This window comes from Providencia sp. LY12 (genome assembly GCF_057621555.1).
In genome coordinates this window covers 810961-830231 of record NZ_CM172594.1, presented here as the reverse complement: position 1 = coordinate 830231, position 19271 = coordinate 810961, and the positions used below count along the sequence as shown (strand labels likewise).

The window sequence follows — 19271 nt, the reverse complement described above, 5'->3', positions numbered from 1 at the left end:
CAGATACAGGAACGATTATGGAAGTCATACGCGAAATCGTACTGGCACTTTGGCAACACGATTTTATGAAGCTCGCCAACCCAGAAGTTCTCTGGGTCATTTACACCGTACTCTTTGTGGTGATTGTATTAGAAAATGGCGTGCTCCCCGCCGCATTTTTACCCGGTGATACCCTTTTACTGCTTTCTGGTGCACTGATTGCCAAAGGTGTTTTGCACTTTTTCCCCACAATCTTGCTGTTGGCAACGGCTGCGAGTTTAGGCTGCTGGCTTGGATTTGTTCAAGGGCGTTGGTTAAGCGAAACGAAGATAGTTAAACGCTGGCTTTCTCAACTCCCTGAGGAATATCATAAAAAAGCCAATGATATGTTTAACCGACAAGGTTTGTATGCATTATTGATCGGGCGCTTTCTGGCATTTGTGAGAACGCTACTGCCATTGTTAGCGGGATTATCCGATTTAAGCCACCGCCGTTTCCAGTTATTCAACTGGCTTAGCGGGTTATTGTGGGTCGGTATTATTGTGACTTTGGGCTATGCCGTTAACCAAATTCCTTTCGTTAAAGAGCATGAACAAGTCGTGATCACCGCGCTGATGATCATCCCTGTTGTGCTGTTGGTCAGTGGTTTGATTGGCTCCATTATCGTCTACTGGAAACATCGTAAAGCTTTAAAAGGCAGCAAAGAAAGCTAAATTGCACGCCTAAATTTCACGCGACCAACACAAATTTTAGTGTTTGGTCGCCGCGACAAACCCACATCTACCTCTCAATATGCGCCCCTTTCATCCCCATAAATAATAAAAAAGCGCTTAATTAGCTTGGAGTCACTATGCAAAACTCGGTAATGCCTACAGATAAACACACGCTTGACGTTCACCTTGTAAACTCATTTACTCGAAATAACACGGGTGGAAACCCCGCAGGAGTCGTGCTCAATCCCCCGAAACTCAATGATGCACAAAAAATTGCGATTGCTCGCCAAGTGGGATTTTCCGAAACGGCGTTTGTCTATACCGATGCAAGTGTAGGTGAAAAAACGGATTTTAAAGTGGATTTTTTCACCCCTGAAAGTGAAGTGGACTTTTGTGGACATGCGACATTGGCGGTCTTTTTTACCCTATTTTCACTAAACCAATTGGGCGCAGGTACCTATTCCCAAAAAACCAAAGCAGGGATTTTAAATGTTACGGTCAGTGCTGATGGGGTCATTATGCAACAAACTCTTCCCGTTAGCCGCCAAGGACCTGATGTGAATGCCGTCGCTGCCGCATTAGGTATCCCAACTGAGACAATCACGGAAACAGGCTTACCCATTGAAATTATCTCCACTGGATTACCTGATATTTTAGTCCCCGTGCAATCCAATCAATTAGATAATTTAAAACCTAATTATGATGCTATCGCACAACTGAGCCGTGAATTTGACTCGATTGGTTTTCATGTCTTTGAGTTAAGCCAGTCGCCTTCCTTTACTGCTCATTGCCGAAATTTTGCTCCGCTATACGGGATTAATGAAGAGTCCGCAACTGGTAGCGCCAGTGGTGCTCTTGGCTGCTATCTGGTGAAACATGTCTTCCCCACAGAAACCCATTTTCTGTTAGAACAAGGGCGGGCAATGGGATGCTCCTCGCAAATTCAAGTGGAAATTTCTCATCAAGATCAGGCTATCGGCCGAGTTTGTGTGGGTGGACAAGCCGCAACAATCGGTATCCAAACCGTCCATTTTTAGTCTACTAACCCACCCAAAACAAAAAAGTCGCGGCATATTCTGTCGCGACTTTGATATCAAAATATGGATTGCTAACTTACGCTATTATTACTTCGCCAATAAGCAACTAATGGCAGAAAATAGATACTGCCCAATTTCTGGCGTCATCCAAGTTCCTTGAGAAATCACCGGATCTTCACGATAAATCGTGCGGATTTTTTCCTGCAATAGCGGATCGCCCCCAGTAAATTGGTTAAACATGGTTAACCACATTCCCGCCAGCTTCTGTACATTTGGCGAATCTGGAGTATCTCCCGCTTTCAATGCATTATAAATTCCTGAAATAAATTCAGGCCACACTTTGCCAGATTCAAAATAATGCTGACTAACAAAAGTAAATTGCTCTGCGGTTAAATGGGGTTTAAAACGCGATAGTTGGTACTCACTAAAGCCCCGAGCTACAAAGTCAATCATCGCTTCGGTGATCCCTGTCGAGAACATTAGCTCATTATCGGTTAAGTGAATTTGATTTAAACGCGCAAAGAAATCAGGGTTTCCGCCCGTATCTCTTTCCAAGGCAGTCATCCACTCAACAGCGACAGCTTGTACTTCGGCTGATTTCGGTGATTCACCTTTTTCCATTAACGATTTTACTGTGGCGACCCGCTGCTGCCACTCTTGATTTTTCAATGTGTTCGCCGTGTATAGCGGCAATTGCTCAAGCTCTTGAGGGGTAAAATATTTATCAAACATCGACATCATCTCCAATAATGAAAACCAATCGGCCTGAGTAGGGTTATCTCCCTGCTGCATTTGCTGCTGTAAGCGCTCGAGGCGTGAACGCAGTTTTTCAATCTGCTTCATCTGCTCGGTTAATAGACTAATACGCTCTTGCAACAAAAGAGAGATATCGCCACTGTGACCATTAAGTAACTCACCGATGTCTTTCAGTTTAACTCCCACCTGACGCAGCATCTGAATTTGCGTCAAACGTTCAATACATTGCATATTATAGAGTCGATAACCTGCATCGGTTCTGGCAGTCGGCAGTAATAAACCAATCTCTTCATAATGATGAAGGGTACGAATGGTTAATCCTGTTTTCTCTGCGATCTCACCTACTTGAAATAGCATCTTCGCCTCCTGTCCTGAAATGCAGGTTAGTGCCTCACGTTACGTGAGGGTCAATCACTATTGTGCACTATTTTTCATTTATATTAATTTATTCCACTTTTCGCTAACCATAAAAAAACCCCAGAGGTGATAACACCGCTGGGGTTAATAATCATCGAATCAATAATTATTTAATTAATGCGTGCATCTCTTGTACAGAAATCACTTTATCCGTTGGGTCTGCGCTCAGAGATAACGCCGTCGCAAAGCCACCGTTGAGGGTTGTATCATAGTGAACTTTGTAACGCAGTGCGCTACCACGAATGAGTTTTGAATCTTCAATCGCTTGACGGCCTGCCGTGGTATTCACGATGTAGTTGTACTCACCATTCTTAATACGGTCTTGAATGTGTGGACGACCTTCGTGAACCTTGTTCACTAAACGTGGGTTGATACCCGCTTCACCTAGGACAATCGCCGTTCCGTGAGTCGCATCTAACTCAAAACCGTGTTTCAGCAGTTTTGCTGCTAAATCAACAACTTTCGTTTTATCGCCTTCACGAACAGATAGCAGTGCGCGACCAGATTTCTTCATGGTTGAGTTGCTGCCTAACATCGCTTTAGCGAATGCTTCAGCAAATGTGCGACCAACACCCATCACTTCACCCGTTGAGCGCATTTCTGGTCCGAGGATTGGGTCAACACCTTGGAACTTGTTGAATGGCAGAACCACCTCTTTGACTGAGTAGTAAGGCGGAATAACTTCTTCTGTCACGCCTTGCTGAGTCAGTGTTTGACCCGCCATAACACGCGCCGCAACTTTCGCTAGTGGTACACCTGTTGCTTTAGAAACAAACGGTACCGTTCTTGCTGCACGCGGATTCACTTCAATCAGGTAAACTTCGTTATTCTTCACCGCGAACTGGACGTTCATCAGACCGCGAACGCGTAATTCGAATGCCAGGCTGCGCACTTGTTCACGCATTACATCCTGAATTTCTTGGCTTAATGTATAAGCTGGCAGTGAACATGCGGAGTCACCTGAGTGAACACCCGCTTGCTCAATGTGCTCCATAATTCCGCCAATCAGCACCATTTCACCGTCGCAGATTGCATCTACGTCCACTTCAATCGCATCATCAAGGAAGCGGTCTAATAGGACTGGCGCATCGTTAGACACACTCACCGCGGTTTGGAAGTAGCGACGCAGGTCAACTTCGTCATAGACGATTTCCATCGCACGACCGCCCAGTACATAAGATGGACGAACCACCAGCGGATAGCCGATACCCGCTGCTTTTTCAACAGCTTGTTCAATAGTTGCAACAGTGGCGTTTTGTGGCTGTTTCAAGTTTAAGCGGTTAACCGCTTGTTGGAAACGCTCACGGTCTTCTGCACGGTCAATCGCATCTGGGCTCGTACCAATAACCGGCACACCCGCGGCTTCTAATGCACGCGCTAATTTCAGTGGCGTTTGACCACCGTACTGAACAATCACCCCTTTCGGCTGTTCAATACGGACGATTTCTAACACATCTTCCAGTGTCACTGGCTCGAAATAGAGGCGGTCAGAGGTGTCGTAGTCCGTTGAAACGGTTTCAGGGTTACAGTTGACCATGATGGTTTCATAACCATCTTCGCGCAGCGCTAATGAAGCGTGTACGCAGCAGTAGTCAAATTCGATACCTTGCCCGATACGGTTTGGACCGCCACCTAATACCATGATTTTTGGTTTATCGCTGTTCGGATTGGATTCGCATTCGTCTTCATAAGTCGAGTACATATACGCAGTGTCGGTCGCAAACTCTGCCGCACAGGTATCTACACGCTTATAAACTGGATGTAAATCATAACCTTGACGTAACTTACGTAATTCAGCTTCAGACACACCCACTAAACTTGCCAGACGTGCATCCGCAAAACCTTTGCGCTTCAGTTGGCGTAAGAAATCTTTAGTTAGACCATTGATACCTAACTCTGCCACTTCGTTTTCTAAGCGCACCAGCTCTTCAATTTGCACTAAGAACCAGCGGTCGATATTGGTCAGGTTGAAAATACCGTCGATAGATAAGCCTGCGCGGAATGCATCAGCGATGTACCAAATACGGTCAGAGCCCGCATCTTTCAGCTCACGGCGAATGCGAGTTAACGACTCTGGGTCTTCCTGACTCACTTTCGGGTCGAAGCCTGTTGCGCCGACTTCCAGACCACGCAGTGCTTTTTGCATAGATTCTTGGAATGTGCGACCGATAGCCATCACCTCACCCACTGATTTCATTTGGGTGGTCAGACGATCATTGCTTCCTGCAAATTTTTCGAAGTTAAAGCGAGGAATTTTGGTCACAACGTAGTCGATTGACGGCTCAAATGACGCAGGAGTACGGCCGCCTGTGATGTCATTCATCAGCTCATCGAGGGTGTAACCGACCGCTAATTTTGCAGCGATTTTAGCAATTGGGAAGCCCGTTGCTTTTGACGCGAGTGCGGATGAACGAGAAACACGCGGGTTCATCTCGATAACGATTAAGCGACCATCTTTCGGGTTAACGGCGAACTGAACGTTAGAGCCCCCTGTTTCAACACCGATTTCACGCAGTACTGCCATCGAGGCATCACGCATGATTTGGTATTCTTTATCTGTCAGTGTTTGCGCAGGCGCGACGGTGATGGAGTCACCCGTGTGAATTCCCATTGCGTCGAAGTTTTCAATGGAGCAGACGATAATGCAGTTATCTTTCTTATCGCGAACCACTTCCATTTCATACTCTTTCCAACCAATTAACGATTCATCGATCAACAGTTCGTTAGTTGGGGATAAATCTAAACCACGAGTACAGATTTCTTCAAATTCTTCACGGTTATACGCGATACCGCCACCGGAACCACCCATAGTGAATGATGGACGAATGATACACGGGAAACCAACATCATCAGCAACGGCGTTGGCTTCTTCCATTGTGTGTGCGATACCTGAACGCGCAGTGCCTAAACCGATTTTTTTCATCGCTTTATCAAAGCGTTGACGGTCTTCTGCTTTATCAATCGCATCCGCAGTTGCACCAATCATGGTCACACCAAATTCAGCCAGTACACCTTGGCGTTCAAGCTCAAGGGCACAGTTCAGCGCGGTTTGCCCACCCATAGTTGGTAATACTGCATCTGGGCGCTCTTTTTCAATGATTTTACGTACCACTTCCCAGTGAATTGGCTCGATGTAGGTTGCATCCGCCATTTCTGGGTCAGTCATGATAGTCGCAGGGTTCGAGTTCACCAGAATAACGCGGTAGCCTTCTTCTCTCAGAGCTTTACACGCTTGTGCACCTGAATAGTCAAACTCACACGCTTGGCCGATAACAATCGGGCCTGCACCGAGGATCAGAATGCTTTTAATATCTGTACGTTTTGCCATTTTCTTGCTCCCGATTATTTTGCGTTTGAACGTGGTGTGTTTTGACGGTATTCGTTGATTAAATCAATGAAGTGGTCAAAAAGACCTGCAGCATCATGAGGACCAGAACTGGCTTCTGGGTGACCTTGGAAACTGAATGCCGGTTTATCTGTGCGATGGATACCTTGTAAAGTGCCATCAAACAGCGATTTGTGTGTCACACGCAATGTGTCGGGTAGTGTGGATTCATCAACCGCAAAACCGTGGTTTTGAGCTGTGATCATCACCACGTCTTTGTCTAAATCTTTAACTGGGTGGTTAGCACCGTGGTGACCAAACTTCATCTTCACGGTATTGGCGCCGCTTGCTAATGCTAGTAATTGGTGACCTAAGCAGATGCCAAATACTGGAATTTCAGTTTTTAAGAATTCTTGGATGGCATTAATAGCGTAGTCACAAGGAGCCGGGTCACCAGGACCGTTTGATAAGAAAATCCCATCTGGGTTCATCGCTAACACCGCTTCTGCTGGTGTTGTTGCTGGAACGACGGTTAAGCGGCAACCACGGTCAACTAACATACGCAGAATATTGCGCTTTGCACCAAAATCGTAAGCAATAACGTGTAATGGCAGCTCATCTTCTTTGCTTGCTGCTGGTTGTCCTTCTTCTAAGTTCCAAGAGCGTTGAGTCCAGCTGTAAATCTCTTTGGTGCAAACTTCTTTTGCTAAATCTAAGCCATTTAAACCTGAGAAGCTGCGTGCTTTTTCTAAAGCCAGCGCCGCATCTGGGTTATCCCCTGCGATGATGCAACCGTTTTGTGCGCCTTTTTCTCTTAACAGGCGGGTTAATTTGCGCGTGTCGATATCCGCGATAGCCACCACATTGTGGCGTTTCAGATATTCAGACAAGCCTTCCTGACCACGAAAGTTACTGTAGATTAATGGTAAGTCGCGAATGATAAGGCCTTGAGCGTGTACGTTAGGAGATTCTTCGTCATCAGCATTAGTGCCGACATTACCAATATGGGGATAAGTGAGAGTAACAATTTGGCGGGAATAGGAAGGGTCAGTAATTATTTCTTGATATCCGGTCATTGAAGTATTGAAAACGACTTCTCCAATAGCGGCCCCTTCAGCACCAATGGCGCGCCCGTGGAATTGGGTTCCGTCTTCCAGAACCAATATAGCTGACTTAATCAAAACATCCTCCGGAGAATAATCAATCATATTTTTTGCATATTAATTCAGATTTTACGATCTAAATCAATGCCAAAATGAGTTTTTAAGCAAATTTTTGGCAAATTGCGCGCATTCTAATGATGGGATAGAGTCTTGTCTAGAAAAAAATGCATTTTTTTCACTTTTAGCTTACTTTTTTGCATTCTTACCTGTTTTTTCTATAGAAGGCTAATGAAATAACTATTCATGGGTAAAAAAGCAAACGGTTAATAGCGAAGAAAAGTGCAAAACGGATAATAGCGCAGACAAGGGAGGATCTAAAGTGCAATTTTTGAGTAAAAAAGAGAAAAAGCGATATGGAAACAATGAAAAATGACAAGCTAGATTTAATTTAATAGATAAAAAACTATAAATCAGAGGCTTCAAATAAAGCCATCTGATTTTAAACAAGAAATTATTTTAAATAAAACTATAAATCATCAAGATTAAGGACATCCTTCATATTATATAGCCCATATTTCTTAGCATTAACCCAAGAAGATGCTCTTATCGCACCTTTTGCAAAGGTCATACGACTGGAAGCCTTGTGGCTTATCTCTACACGCTCGCCAATATCGGCAAACATTGCAGTGTGTTCACCAACAATATCGCCAGCACGCACCGTAGCAAAACCAATCGTACCCGGTTCACGCTCTCCGGTATAACCTTCCCGTGCATACACCGCGCACTCTTTTAGGTCTTTGCCTAATGCATCCGCGATAGATTCCCCCATCGCCAACGCAGTGCCTGAAGGGGCATCAACTTTATGACGATGATGGGCTTCAATAATTTCAATATCGGTGTAATCTCCCATCACTTTCGCCGCTTTTTCCAGTAATTTCAGCACCAGATTCACACCGACGCTAAAGTTGGCAGCGAAGACAATTGGGATAGATTTTGCGGCTTCAGCAATGGCCAATTTTCCTTGTTCATCAAAGCCTGTGGTACCAATGACCATGCCTTTTTGATGAGATTGACAGAATGCTAAGTACTGTAATGTGCCTTCAGGGCGAGTGAAATCAATCAGTACATCAAAATCATTAACCACAGAATTTAGGTCGCTAACGACTTTCACACCAATTAGTCCAATTCCCGCCAACTCGCCCGCATCAGTTCCTACAAGCGAAGAGCCCTCACGCTCAATGGCTGCGCCAAGTTGAATTCCATCTTGTTCTTGTGCTGCTTGAATTAATTGGCGCCCCATGCGCCCACCCGCACCGACAATCGCAACGCGTACAGTTGAATCTGCCATTTTTGATCCTTTCGTGAATATTGAGGCGAAAACCAAAATAAAATCTTGGTTATACCTTAAAGAAACTTGAATCGGGACGCCAGCACTAATCTGGAGATATTAATAAAACCGTATAGAGGGGAATGATTATCAGAAAAAATTGTATTGATATAGGATGGGATGTTGAAAAATAGAAAACCGCGGCGGCTAAATCAGCCGCCACTATAATAAGTAAATCAATGTATTAGTTAATTTCTTTAACGTCCACACGCAGCTCTTTAGGTACTTCAAAAACGATATTCTCTTCTCGTCCTTGTAGCTCAACCACGGAGTCTGCACCCAACACTTTCAGTCTATCAATTACTTGGCGGACTAAAATATCAGGTGCGGATGCCCCCGCAGTTAATCCGATAATTTTCTTATCTTTTAACCACTCAGTTTGAATATCTTCAGCACCATCAATCAGAAATGCGGCCTTCCCCATTCGAGACGCTAATTCAGCTAAACGGTTTGAGTTTGAGGAATTTTTCGAACCGACAACTAATACGATATCGGCTTTTTCCGCGAGCTCACGCGCCGCTTCTTGGCGGTTCGTGGTCGCATAGCAAATATCGTCTTTACGAGGTCCCACAATATTTGGGAATCGACGAGTAAGTGCATCAATCACATCGGAGGTATCATCCACTGAAAGCGTCGTTTGCGTCATAAAGCTCAGGTTGTTTTCATCTTTTACCTGCAGCTTCCAAACGTCTTCTGGACTTTCAACGAGATACATCCCCCCTTCAGGGTTATTGTATTGCCCCATTGTCCCTTCCACTTCAGGGTGTCCTGCGTGACCGATTAAAATCGCTTCTTTGCCTTTACGGCTTGCACGAGCCACTTCCATATGCACTTTAGTCACTAATGGGCAGGTCGCATCAAATAGCATGGTTAAATCGCGGGAACGGGCTTCTTGGCGAATGGCTTGTGAAACACCATGAGCTGAGAAAATCAGAATAGAGCCATCGGGAACTTCAGAGATTTCTTCAATGAAGATAGCGCCACGCTGACGTAAATCATCAACCACATAACGGTTATGCACCACTTCATGGCGAACGTAAATCGGTGCGCCATAAATTTCTAAGGCGCGTTCAACAATACTGATTGCACGGTCAACACCCGCACAAAATCCACGAGGATTAGCCATTAATATTTGCATGGTGACTCTCCAATTGTGGGTCTATTTCTAGCACTTCAATTTCAAAGGTAATTTGTTGCTCAGCAAGAGGATGGTTAAAATCAACAGTAATTGATTCCCCTTCGATTGCCTTCACAACACCCGGCATTTCGCTTCCATTCATGCCCGTAAACAGCATGATGGTACCAATTTCAGGGATCCCCGTTTCCATAAAATCACGCAATGAAAAGTATTGCACTAAGTCTGGATTATGTTTCCCGAATACCGTATCCCCTGCTAAGGAAAATGTTTTCTTTTCACCTTCAGATAGCCCAATAAGTTGTGCTTCTAATTCTGGCGACAGTGAATCATTTCCAAGAGCAAACAACGCAGGCTTTCCTTGTGCGTGAGAAGAATCTGCCGTGGAGCCATCTTCTAATTTCAGAGTGAAATGCAGTAAAACAGAACTCTGCGCCTGTATTTGAGTAGACATAATCTAAACCTGTTTTTTATCATAAAGTTCAGCCCGACTATCGTCGGGCTGAGATGACTAATATGCAATATTGTGTTTTATCAACCTATCGCGCTATCTGTTCTATTTGGCATCTTGCTGTTTGGGTTTATCCGGCAAAAAGCCTTCAAAAATCACCAATGCCGCACCAATACAAATGGCCATATCCGCCAAATTGAAGGTCGGCCAGTGCCAGTTGCCTACATAAAAATCAATATAGTCAACCACAAAGCCATGCACTAAACGGTCAAATAAATTACCGATCGCACCACCAATAATTAACGCATAAGCAATATTGCTCAGGCGTTTTTTCACGCTTTGGCGATACATCATCACCATTAACGTAATGGAGATGGCAATAGCTATTCCAGCAAAGAACCAGCGCTGCCAGCCGCCTTTATCCGCCAGAAAACTGAATGCCGCACCAAAATTTTGAGCGTACATAAGGTTAAAGTACGGAATTAAAGGGTGTGGATCGTACAAAGTCAGCTCTTTTAAGACCAATTGCTTAATTGCTAAATCTGCAACGATAATCACAACCGTCAGCCACAGCCAACGCAAACCAGTAGAACAAATAGGTGTCTTCATTAAGCAAACTTACGTAATTCACCGTTTCCGGCTACGTTAGTCACACAGCGACCACAGATTTCAGGTTGTTCTGCCGCTGCACCAATATCACTTGCATAGTGCCAGCAACGAGGGCATTTTTCCCCAGCCGCTTTACTGAAGGCAATTTTCAGGCCTTTCAGTTCACTGTCTTGTGCATCCGCAGGCGCCGTTGCAATATCAGCCACATTCGCTTGAGATGTTAACAGTGCAAAACGCAGTTCATCACCTAAGCTATTTAATTTAGCGGCTAATACGCTATCTGCATATAAAGTTACCGATGCTTCTAACGAACCACCAATGTGCTTGTCTGTACGCGCTTGTTCCAGAACTTTGTTCACTTCACCACGTACGGCTAACAGTTCAGACCAGAATCCATCATTCATCGCTTCAGATTCGTCTAAACCGAATAAACCCTGATACCACTCTTCAGTGAGAACGAATTGAGCACGTTTACCTGGTAATTCATTCCAGATTTCATCAGAGGTGAAGGACAGAACAGGTGCAATCCAACGAACCAACGCTTCCACGATATGGAACAGAGCAGTTTGGCAGCTACGACGCGCAACGCTATCACTTTTCGCGGTGTATTGACGATCTTTGATAATATCCAGATAGAACGAGCCCATCTCGATAGAGCAGAAATGCATTAAGCGTTGGATAACACCTAAGAAATCATACTCATCGTACGCTTTTGCAATCTCTTTTTGTGCTTCTAATGCACGACCAACCGCCCAGCGATCTAACACCACCATATCTTCTGGTTTCACCATATCGGTTTCTGGATTGAAACCATTTAAGTTTGCCAGTAAGAAACGCGCGGTATTACGGATACGGCGATAAGAGTCCGCTGCACGTTTTAAAATTTCATCAGATACCGCGATTTCGCCCGTATAGTCAGTTGATGCCACCCACAGACGCAGGATATCAGCGCCCAGTTTGTTCATCACATCTTGCGGACTAACCGTATTACCTAAAGATTTAGACATCTTACGGCCTTGACCATCAACGGTAAAACCGTGGGTCAAAACTTGGCGGTAAGGTGCTTTACCTTTCATCGCAGTAGACAGCATCAGAGAAGACATGAACCAACCACGGTGTTGGTCAGAACCTTCCAGATACATATCTGCGGAGTTACCATGGAATTCAGGACGAGCGTCAACCACAGCAAAGTGAGTCGATCCTGAATCGAACCAAACGTCTAGTGTGTCTGGTACTTTACGATAAGTTTCAGCATCAGCGCCCAGCAATTCAGCAGGGTCTAAATCCCACCATGCTTGGATACCATCAACTTCAACGCGCTTAGCGACTTCTTCCATCAGCTCTAAAGTACGCGGATGCAGTTCTTCAGTCTCTTTATGCACGAATAACGACATTGGGGTACCCCAAGTACGTTGACGTGAAATACACCAGTCAGGACGGTTTTCAACCATTGACTCGATACGTGCACGACCCCAACCTGGAATCCACTGAACAATGTCGATCTCTTTCAGAGATTGTTCACGCAAACCGTTTTTATCCATGCCGATAAACCATTGTGGTGTCGCACGGAAAATAACTGGGGTTTTATGGCGCCAGCAACATGGGTAGCTGTGGGAGATAGCTTTTTTATACATCAGTAAGCCTTTCTCATTCAGGATTTCCAGCACCACATCGTTAGCTTTGAAAATAAATAAACCGTCTAAGCCTGGGTAGGTATTTGGTAAGAAGCAGCCATCTGGCCCGACTGGGTTCGCCGTTTCTAAACCATATTTTTGTCCAACAACATAGTCTTCAGGACCATGGCCTGGCGCTGTATGTACCGCACCTGTACCCGCATCTAGCGTGACGTGATCGCCTAAAATTGCAGGCACATCAAAGCCCATAAATGGATGAGCGAAACGCAGTAACTCTAATGAGCTACCTTCGCACTCGCCTAGTACCGTCCATGACTCAACACCGACAGTCTTCATGACTTCTTCAACTAAGTCAGTTGCCAGAATGACTAAATCACCATTCGCATCCACCAGAGAGTATTTGAATTCTGGGTTCAGAGAGATTGCACGGTTAGCAGGTAACGTCCAAGGCGTTGTCGTCCAGATCACTAAAGATGGTGTTTTATCGCTAGCAACACCAAATTTTTCGCAAACAGCTTTGCTATCTACCGCAGGGAAGCGAACGTAGATAGATGGGGATGTTTTGTCGTAATACTCAACTTCCGCTTCAGCCAATGAAGAACCACATGCTGTACACCAGTGAACGGGTTTTGCCCCTTTCACTAAGTGACCATTTGCAACGGTTTTCGCCAGAGCACGGATGATGTTCGCTTCGGTTTTAAAATCCATGGTCAGGTAAGGTTTGTCCCACTCACCCAGCACACCTAAGCGGATAAAATCAGCTTTTTGCCCTTCAATTTGCTCTTTGGCATATTCACGGCATTTTGCACGAAATTCAGCGGCGGAAACTTTTTCCCCTGGTTTACCTACGATTTGTTCAACTTTGTGTTCGATAGGTAAGCCATGGCAATCCCAACCAGGGATGTATGGGGAATCAAAGCCCGCCAGCCCTTTGGATTTAATAATAATATCTTTGAGAATTTTGTTTACTGAGTGACCAATATGAATACTGCCGTTAGCATACGGAGGACCATCGTGCAGAATAAAGGTTTTCTTGCCCGATTTTGCTTTACGGATTGCCTGATACAAACCTTCTTTGTACCAGCGCTCTAACATCTGTGGTTCGCGTTTAGCGAGATCGCCACGCATTGGGAACCCTGTTTCTGGTAGATTCAGGGTATTTTTATAGTCACTCATCGATTCTCAGTTCCAATTTTCCGCTAAATTATCTGATTCCAATTGCTGCGAGATATTCTCTGGCTGCAACTACATCATTAGCAATTTGCTCCTTCAGCGCGTCCAACGAAGCAAACCGCTGTTCGTCACGTAATTTTTTACGTAACACAACATCAATATGACGCCCATATAAATCCATATGAGCATCAATCAGATGGACTTCTAACTGGGTACCTTTTCCAGATACCGTTGGACGTGTGCCAATGTTTGCCACGCCCGGTACAGGCTTATCGCCTAGACCATGAACTTCTACAGCATACACGCCAGTCACCGGTGTGACTAAACGTTTTAACGGTAGGTTTGCTGTCGGAAAACCTATCGTACGACCTAGCTGATTACCGTGAACCACACGCCCACTAATGCGGTATGTGTGACCTAATAAATTTTCAGCTAATGCCAGATCGTTGTTTTGTATTGCTTTACGGATTGCAGTGCTGCTGACGCGCACACCTGAATCACAAAAGCTTTCGGTGTCTGCAACTTCAAAACCAAATCTTTGACCGGCTTGCTGTAAAAAAGAAAAATCCCCCATCCGATTTTTTCCGAACCGGAAATCATCACCAATGGCGAGATATTTCACACCGAGTTTGTCGACTAATAAGTCAGACACAAAAGCATCTGGCGTTAATGAGGCAAAATGCTGGTTAAATTCCACACATAATAGATAATCGACCCCGCTATCAGCAAGGTACTTCACTTTATCTCTTAGGCGTGTCAAACGCGCAGGAGCCTTATCACCCGTAAAAAATTCAAGGGGTTGTGGTTCAAATATCATCACAACAGTTGGCAAACCTAACTGTTTACCCTTGAGCTTCAAATTTTGAAGTAATACTTGGTGCCCACGATGAACACCATCAAAATTACCAATAGTCAGTACGCAACCATGATGGTACGACCGGATATTTTGTATACCGCGAATTAGCTCCATAACTGGCTCAATACCGAGGAAATTGCAGGATTATACCTTGTACGACGCATAAGGTTAACCTAAGTTCGTAAAAGCTTTCATTAAACCCTATTTTTTTGATCACTACACTATTTAATCAGATGATTTTACACTGCTAAGCATCTTTCTGCACGACACCGCGCCGCTGAATCTGATCATTGTCGATAGGCAAATCAAAAAAGTTTGGATAACCAATAGATTATCAATACAACAAATTGACGCGGAGATCTCTAAAAATATTTAATTTTTATAGTTTTCTTATCATCCATTTTGTATAACAAACTCAAGTGTACAAAAAACACTCTAGTTATCATTCAATTTCATCTTGATGAACGTTTGATATCACTAAAAAAATTTTTTCTGAAAAATGATTTAAAATATCTTCTATCAATTATGCTTTTTTTCACGCGCAGATCTGTATTCTTCTGATATTTGCTGGTAGAATCTTGCACCATTCACAACGCATTGACATCGAAGTACACGATGTTTATTTGCACAAATCCATTGACAAATGAAGGGCGAAAGGGCATATTCCTTGACCTTTAAATTGTCCTCAATAGAATACATTTGGGAGTTGGACCTTGGCTAATATCAAATCAGCTAAGAAACGTGCCGTTCAATCAGAGAAACGTCGCCAGCACAACGCTAGCCGTCGCTCTATGGTACGTACTTTTATTAAGAAAGTTTACCTTGCTATCGCTGCAGGCGATAAAGAAGCAGCTCAGAAAGCATTCAATGACATGCAACCTCTTGTTGATCGCCACGCTAGCAAAGGCCTGATCCACAAAAACAAAGCAGCACGTCATAAAGCTAACTTAGTTGCTCAAATCAAAGCAATGTAATTTCGCTTCTTGATTATAAAAAACCGGCTTAGGCCGGTTTTTTTGTCTGCTAATTTCTTACCTTACACTTTCGTGCTCTAAACTTTCTGTTCTAAATTATCGAACGGAGCTGAAAATAACTCAGAAAAATCTTTATTGCAGACACGTTGTACTGCTGGGTGCTGGATCATTCTTTCCGCAAAAATCACGTAATACTCTTCTTTAACGCTATCTAAGCGGCCAATTTCTTGCACTTCATTATCAGCAAAAATATCTTTTGCATACAAAGATGGCGCCACGAAAATGGCATTGTGATACATTCCAAATGCTTTCATTAATGCTGCATCATCAAATTCGCCGAGTACTTCAACTTGCAGGTTTTTATTGCGGATCCATGTTAATAAATGGCGGCCTAGCATAGAACGACGACCTGGAATTAATAACCTACGCTCTTCTAGACATTCAGGGAATGGTTTCTTCGGTACTGGCTGACGGCAGAAAAAGCTCACGCTGCATTCACCTAATTTAACGGAGAACAAACCCTCTTGCTGTGAAGAGTCCACAGGGCAATCCGATAAAATCATATCCAGCTTGTGCTGGCTTAATTGCTCCAGTAACAGCTCATGAGTCGATTCAAAGCAACGTAAATGAATTTGCTCATGTTCTACAACTGCTGTTTCTAGTACACGGCTGACTAAACGTTTCGATAATGCGTCAGCCACACCCACATCAAACAGTAGGTTAGATTCTCGGCTGTAGTTGACGATATCCAGCATTTCTTGGCTGAGCATAAACATTTTGTCAGCATAACGAAAAATCAGTTGTCCCAGCTCTGAAGGCACGAGCCCTCGACCTTGGCGCTTAAATAATTTTCCACCTAACCGTTCTTCGAGTGCTTTAATTTGCCCAGTAATTGTCTGTGGTGTCAGGTAAAGAGCCTCGGCAGCACCGACAACAGAGCCTTCTTTGCAAACATGCCAGAAATAGTAAAGGTGGTTAAAATTAAGATGTGAAACCCGCATATCGATTCCTTTTGTATCGCCAATAATGACCGCAGTACTTAATGACCACAGTACATACTGACCATACGCTTTACCCGTACCCCGTAATCGGGAGTTATAAGTTAAAATACCCGCAGTATGCAACTCATACCGCGGGCATATCATAGAAGATTAACTCGAAAATTCTTACTAATAATTACGTCTATTATGTTTATTTTGCATCACTGTGCGAAACTTTTGGTTTCGGTAACACTACCCTTAACATAAAGTACCCTAACAATGCTGCTGTTGTTGAGCCAATTAAAATACCCAGTCTCGAGTAGGTACTATACACTTCATCAAGCCCTTCAAAAGCGAGGCCGGTGATAAAAATAGACATAGTAAAACCGATTCCACAAAGCACAGAAACAGCAAACACTTGCTTCAAGTTAATCGATGCTGGCAATTTAGCCAACCCTACTTTTACCGAAATCCAACTAAATAAGAAAATACCGACTGGTTTGCCCAGTATCAAACCCGCCGCAACGCCAAGTGGTAATGGGCTCATTAAACCATCAAAGGTGACGCCATTGAGCTGTACGCCTGAATTTGCAAATGCAAAGATAGGCAAAATGAGATAAACAACCCAAGGGTGCAGCACATGCTCTAGTTCTTCCGACGGTTTTGTATTATTAGTCCCTCTTAATGGAATTAAGAAACCAACAATCACCCCAGCCAGAGTGGCATGAACCCCTGATTTTAGAATACAAACCCACAAGATTAAGCCAATCACTAAGTAAGCTGCGGTGTTTTCAACTCGTCTCCAGTTCATTAGACAGAGGATTGCCGCACACAGTGCCGCTAAACTTAGCGCTACCACAGAAACTGAGCTGGTATAGAAAAAGGCAATGATCACAATGACACCAAGGTCATCAATGATAGCTAATGCCAATAAAAACACTTTGAGCTCTGTAGGCACTCGCTTACCCAATAACGCCATTACGCCTAACGCGAACGCAATATCTGTTGCTGCTGGGATAGCCCAACCTTGACGAGTAATATCGTCAGCACCATTGAACGCTAAGTAAACTAACGCTGGTGCAATCATTCCCCCCACAGCCGCAATTGCTGGAAATATCGCTTTATCACGTCCCGCAAGGGATCCTTCCAATAACTCGCGTTTTACCTCTAAACCAACAACCAGGAAAAACACGGCCATTAAGAAATCATTAATCCATAGAATCAGAGGTTTATCTAATTCAAATGTTGAAATTTTAATGGTTACCGGAATATCTAAAAATTGCTGATAAGCTCCTTGTAATGGCGTATTAGCCATTATTAAAGCGACAATGGCAGCAATAATTAGGAGTAGCCCTCCTGCTGCTTCTAACTTTAAAAATTTACGAATAATTGCTGTCATATGAATAACTCCAAAAAATACTTTTGAATGTTAATATTATGATAATCATTAATTCGTAAAAAATCGTTTATTTATCCATTAATGATCGTAATTTCCGAGTATTTAGCAATCGAGATCACGACGAATGATAATAAATCGTTAATTTAACTATAGGCAACTATTCTAAAAACCAACAATAAATTTATTGGGTAAAGCGCTTTAAATATTCAATTTTTTTAGAGACTAATGAAAAATGACCTTTACAGATAGTCAAAAAAATCGTTTATTTTTTTATTTTCGAAGCCCTTCGCAAAAATAAAAGTCCCCACTCTCTCTTTCTTGCGTGCCGCTTCATAAAAAAGACGCTTTATGTGATACTCGAGCCATTCTTAGGCAATCACTATCTCTCTATATTATGTCCCTATACGTTCTGCTTTCTGTGCTGTTTGCCGCGTTTTGCCATGCCAGTTGGAATGCTCTGGTTAAATTTGGTAATGACCGCTTCTTTGGTTTGATAATGATTGCCGTTTTTTCTGGAATTTTAACTATTCCAGCTCTCTTTTGGTTTGGGCTGCCATCTCCCGATGCCGTCCCGTGGCTAGCTTTGTCAGTATTATTTCACATCGGTTATATCTATTTTCTCAGCCAAGCTTATAACCATGGTGACCTCAGCCAAATTTACCCTATTTCTCGCGGCTCAGCCCCTTTAATCACCGCGTTATTAAGTATTGTTTTATTCAATGAATCCTTACCATTTATGAGTTTTGTAGGGATTATTTTCATCATTTCAGGCGTGGTAGCCATCGCGTTTGCAGGTCGAAAATTTACTTTGAATATCAAAGGTAAAGCGCTTAGCTTTGCATTGTGCACTGCCTTTTTTACGGCTTGTTATACCCTCTCAGATGGATATGGCGCTAGAGCCAGTCAAGATCCCGTTGTTTATACCCTATGGCTGTTTTTATTAAATGGTGCGGTACTCGCCATCCCCGGAGTGATGAAATACAAAAGTTCATTACTACACGGGTTTAGGCAATATTGGCGCTCAGGGTTGCTTGGCGGGTTAATGCAGCTAATTAGCTACGGCATCGCAATCTGGGCAATGAGCCAAGCCCCCATCGTACTCGTTGCTGCTATTCGTGAAACTAGTGTCCTTTTTGCTATGTTTCTTTCCATTGTATTTCTTAAAGAGAAATTTAATGGAATGCGAGTCCTCGCCTGTATTGTCATCTTACTTGGGGTGTTACTGGCGAAACTATCCAGTTAAGATAGCGGTGCTTAGAAGATAAGTTTTACATCCTATATTTGATGCCCATAATATTTGATACAAATAATTTTTAGCCCTATTTTTCATTGAGTCATGAGGT

15 protein-coding genes are annotated in these 19271 nt (G+C 43.6%); 4 read left to right on the top strand and 11 right to left on the bottom strand.

The window, feature by feature from the left end; all coding sequences use genetic code 11:
* Nucleotides 1-17 precede the first annotated feature (17 nt).
* The gene (locus ACY3ZI_RS03680) at nt 18-692 is read left to right on the top strand and encodes a DedA family protein (protein ID WP_211886690.1); all 675 of its coding nucleotides are present in this window, start codon (nt 18-20) and stop codon (nt 690-692) included.
* Between the two features lie 137 nt (nt 693-829).
* A complete protein-coding gene (locus ACY3ZI_RS03675) occupies nt 830-1729 on the top strand; it encodes a PhzF family phenazine biosynthesis protein (protein ID WP_211886692.1) in 900 nt (299 codons plus the stop codon).
* Between the two features lie 87 nt (nt 1730-1816).
* On the opposite strand, the gene ACY3ZI_RS03670 is transcribed toward ACY3ZI_RS03675, so the two are convergent.
* The 9 genes from ACY3ZI_RS03670 to ribF all read right to left on the bottom strand — a co-directional run bounded on the left by ACY3ZI_RS03670 (nt 1817) and on the right by ribF (nt 14689).
* On the bottom strand, nt 1817-2842 hold the full coding sequence (locus ACY3ZI_RS03670; RefSeq protein WP_487375992.1) for a MerR family transcriptional regulator: 1026 nt from the start codon (nt 2840-2842) through the stop codon (nt 1817-1819).
* A 166-nt stretch (nt 2843-3008) separates the two neighbouring features.
* Nucleotides 3009-6230: a carbamoyl-phosphate synthase large subunit gene (gene carB, locus ACY3ZI_RS03665; protein ID WP_487375991.1), complete on the bottom strand. Its 3222-nt coding sequence runs from the start codon at nt 6228-6230 to the stop codon at nt 3009-3011.
* A 14-nt stretch (nt 6231-6244) separates the two neighbouring features.
* Nucleotides 6245-7408 (bottom strand): glutamine-hydrolyzing carbamoyl-phosphate synthase small subunit, encoded by a 1164-nt coding sequence (carA, locus tag ACY3ZI_RS03660; RefSeq protein WP_211886699.1) that lies wholly within the window; start codon nt 7406-7408, stop codon nt 6245-6247.
* 448 nt (nt 7409-7856) lie between these two features.
* Nucleotides 7857-8678, bottom strand: coding sequence for a 4-hydroxy-tetrahydrodipicolinate reductase (gene dapB, locus ACY3ZI_RS03655; protein ID WP_487375990.1), 822 nt, complete (start codon nt 8676-8678; stop codon nt 7857-7859).
* 223 nt (nt 8679-8901) lie between these two features.
* The gene (ispH, locus tag ACY3ZI_RS03650) at nt 8902-9855 is read right to left on the bottom strand and encodes a 4-hydroxy-3-methylbut-2-enyl diphosphate reductase (RefSeq protein WP_211886702.1); all 954 of its coding nucleotides are present in this window, start codon (nt 9853-9855) and stop codon (nt 8902-8904) included.
* The gene (gene fkpB, locus ACY3ZI_RS03645) at nt 9836-10306 is read right to left on the bottom strand and encodes an FKBP-type peptidyl-prolyl cis-trans isomerase (protein ID WP_036950308.1); all 471 of its coding nucleotides are present in this window, start codon (nt 10304-10306) and stop codon (nt 9836-9838) included. The genes ispH and fkpB overlap by 20 nt, the downstream gene beginning before the upstream one ends.
* 102 nt (nt 10307-10408) lie before the next feature.
* A complete protein-coding gene (gene lspA, locus ACY3ZI_RS03640) occupies nt 10409-10912 on the bottom strand; it encodes a signal peptidase II (RefSeq protein WP_036950306.1) in 504 nt (167 codons plus the stop codon).
* On the bottom strand, nt 10912-13722 hold the full coding sequence (gene ileS / locus ACY3ZI_RS03635; RefSeq protein WP_487375989.1) for an isoleucine--tRNA ligase: 2811 nt from the start codon (nt 13720-13722) through the stop codon (nt 10912-10914). The genes lspA and ileS overlap by 1 nt, the downstream gene beginning before the upstream one ends.
* Nucleotides 13723-13750: 28 nt before the next feature.
* Nucleotides 13751-14689: a bifunctional riboflavin kinase/FAD synthetase gene (gene ribF / locus ACY3ZI_RS03630; RefSeq protein WP_211886704.1), complete on the bottom strand. Its 939-nt coding sequence runs from the start codon at nt 14687-14689 to the stop codon at nt 13751-13753.
* 599 nt (nt 14690-15288) lie between these two features.
* On the opposite strand from ribF, the gene rpsT reads away from it, so the two are divergent.
* Nucleotides 15289-15549, top strand: a complete 261-nt coding sequence (gene rpsT / locus ACY3ZI_RS03625; protein ID WP_036950300.1) for a 30S ribosomal protein S20 — start codon at nt 15289-15291, stop codon at nt 15547-15549.
* A gap of 77 nt (nt 15550-15626) precedes the next feature.
* Here rpsT and nhaR read toward each other — a convergent pair whose 3' ends face one another.
* Nucleotides 15627-16550 (bottom strand): transcriptional activator NhaR, encoded by a 924-nt coding sequence (nhaR, locus tag ACY3ZI_RS03620; RefSeq protein WP_036950297.1) that lies wholly within the window; start codon nt 16548-16550, stop codon nt 15627-15629.
* A 190-nt stretch (nt 16551-16740) separates the two neighbouring features.
* Nucleotides 16741-17928 carry a Na+/H+ antiporter NhaA gene (gene nhaA, locus ACY3ZI_RS03615; RefSeq protein ID WP_487375988.1) on the bottom strand — a complete coding sequence of 396 codons (1188 nt, stop codon included), beginning with the start codon at nt 17926-17928 and terminating at the stop codon, nt 16741-16743.
* Between the two features lie 394 nt (nt 17929-18322).
* On the opposite strand from nhaA, the gene ACY3ZI_RS03610 reads away from it, so the two are divergent.
* Nucleotides 18323-19171 carry an EamA family transporter gene (locus tag ACY3ZI_RS03610; protein WP_036950292.1) on the top strand — a complete coding sequence of 283 codons (849 nt, stop codon included), beginning with the start codon at nt 18323-18325 and terminating at the stop codon, nt 19169-19171.
* The last annotated feature ends 100 nt before the right edge of the window (nt 19172-19271 follow it).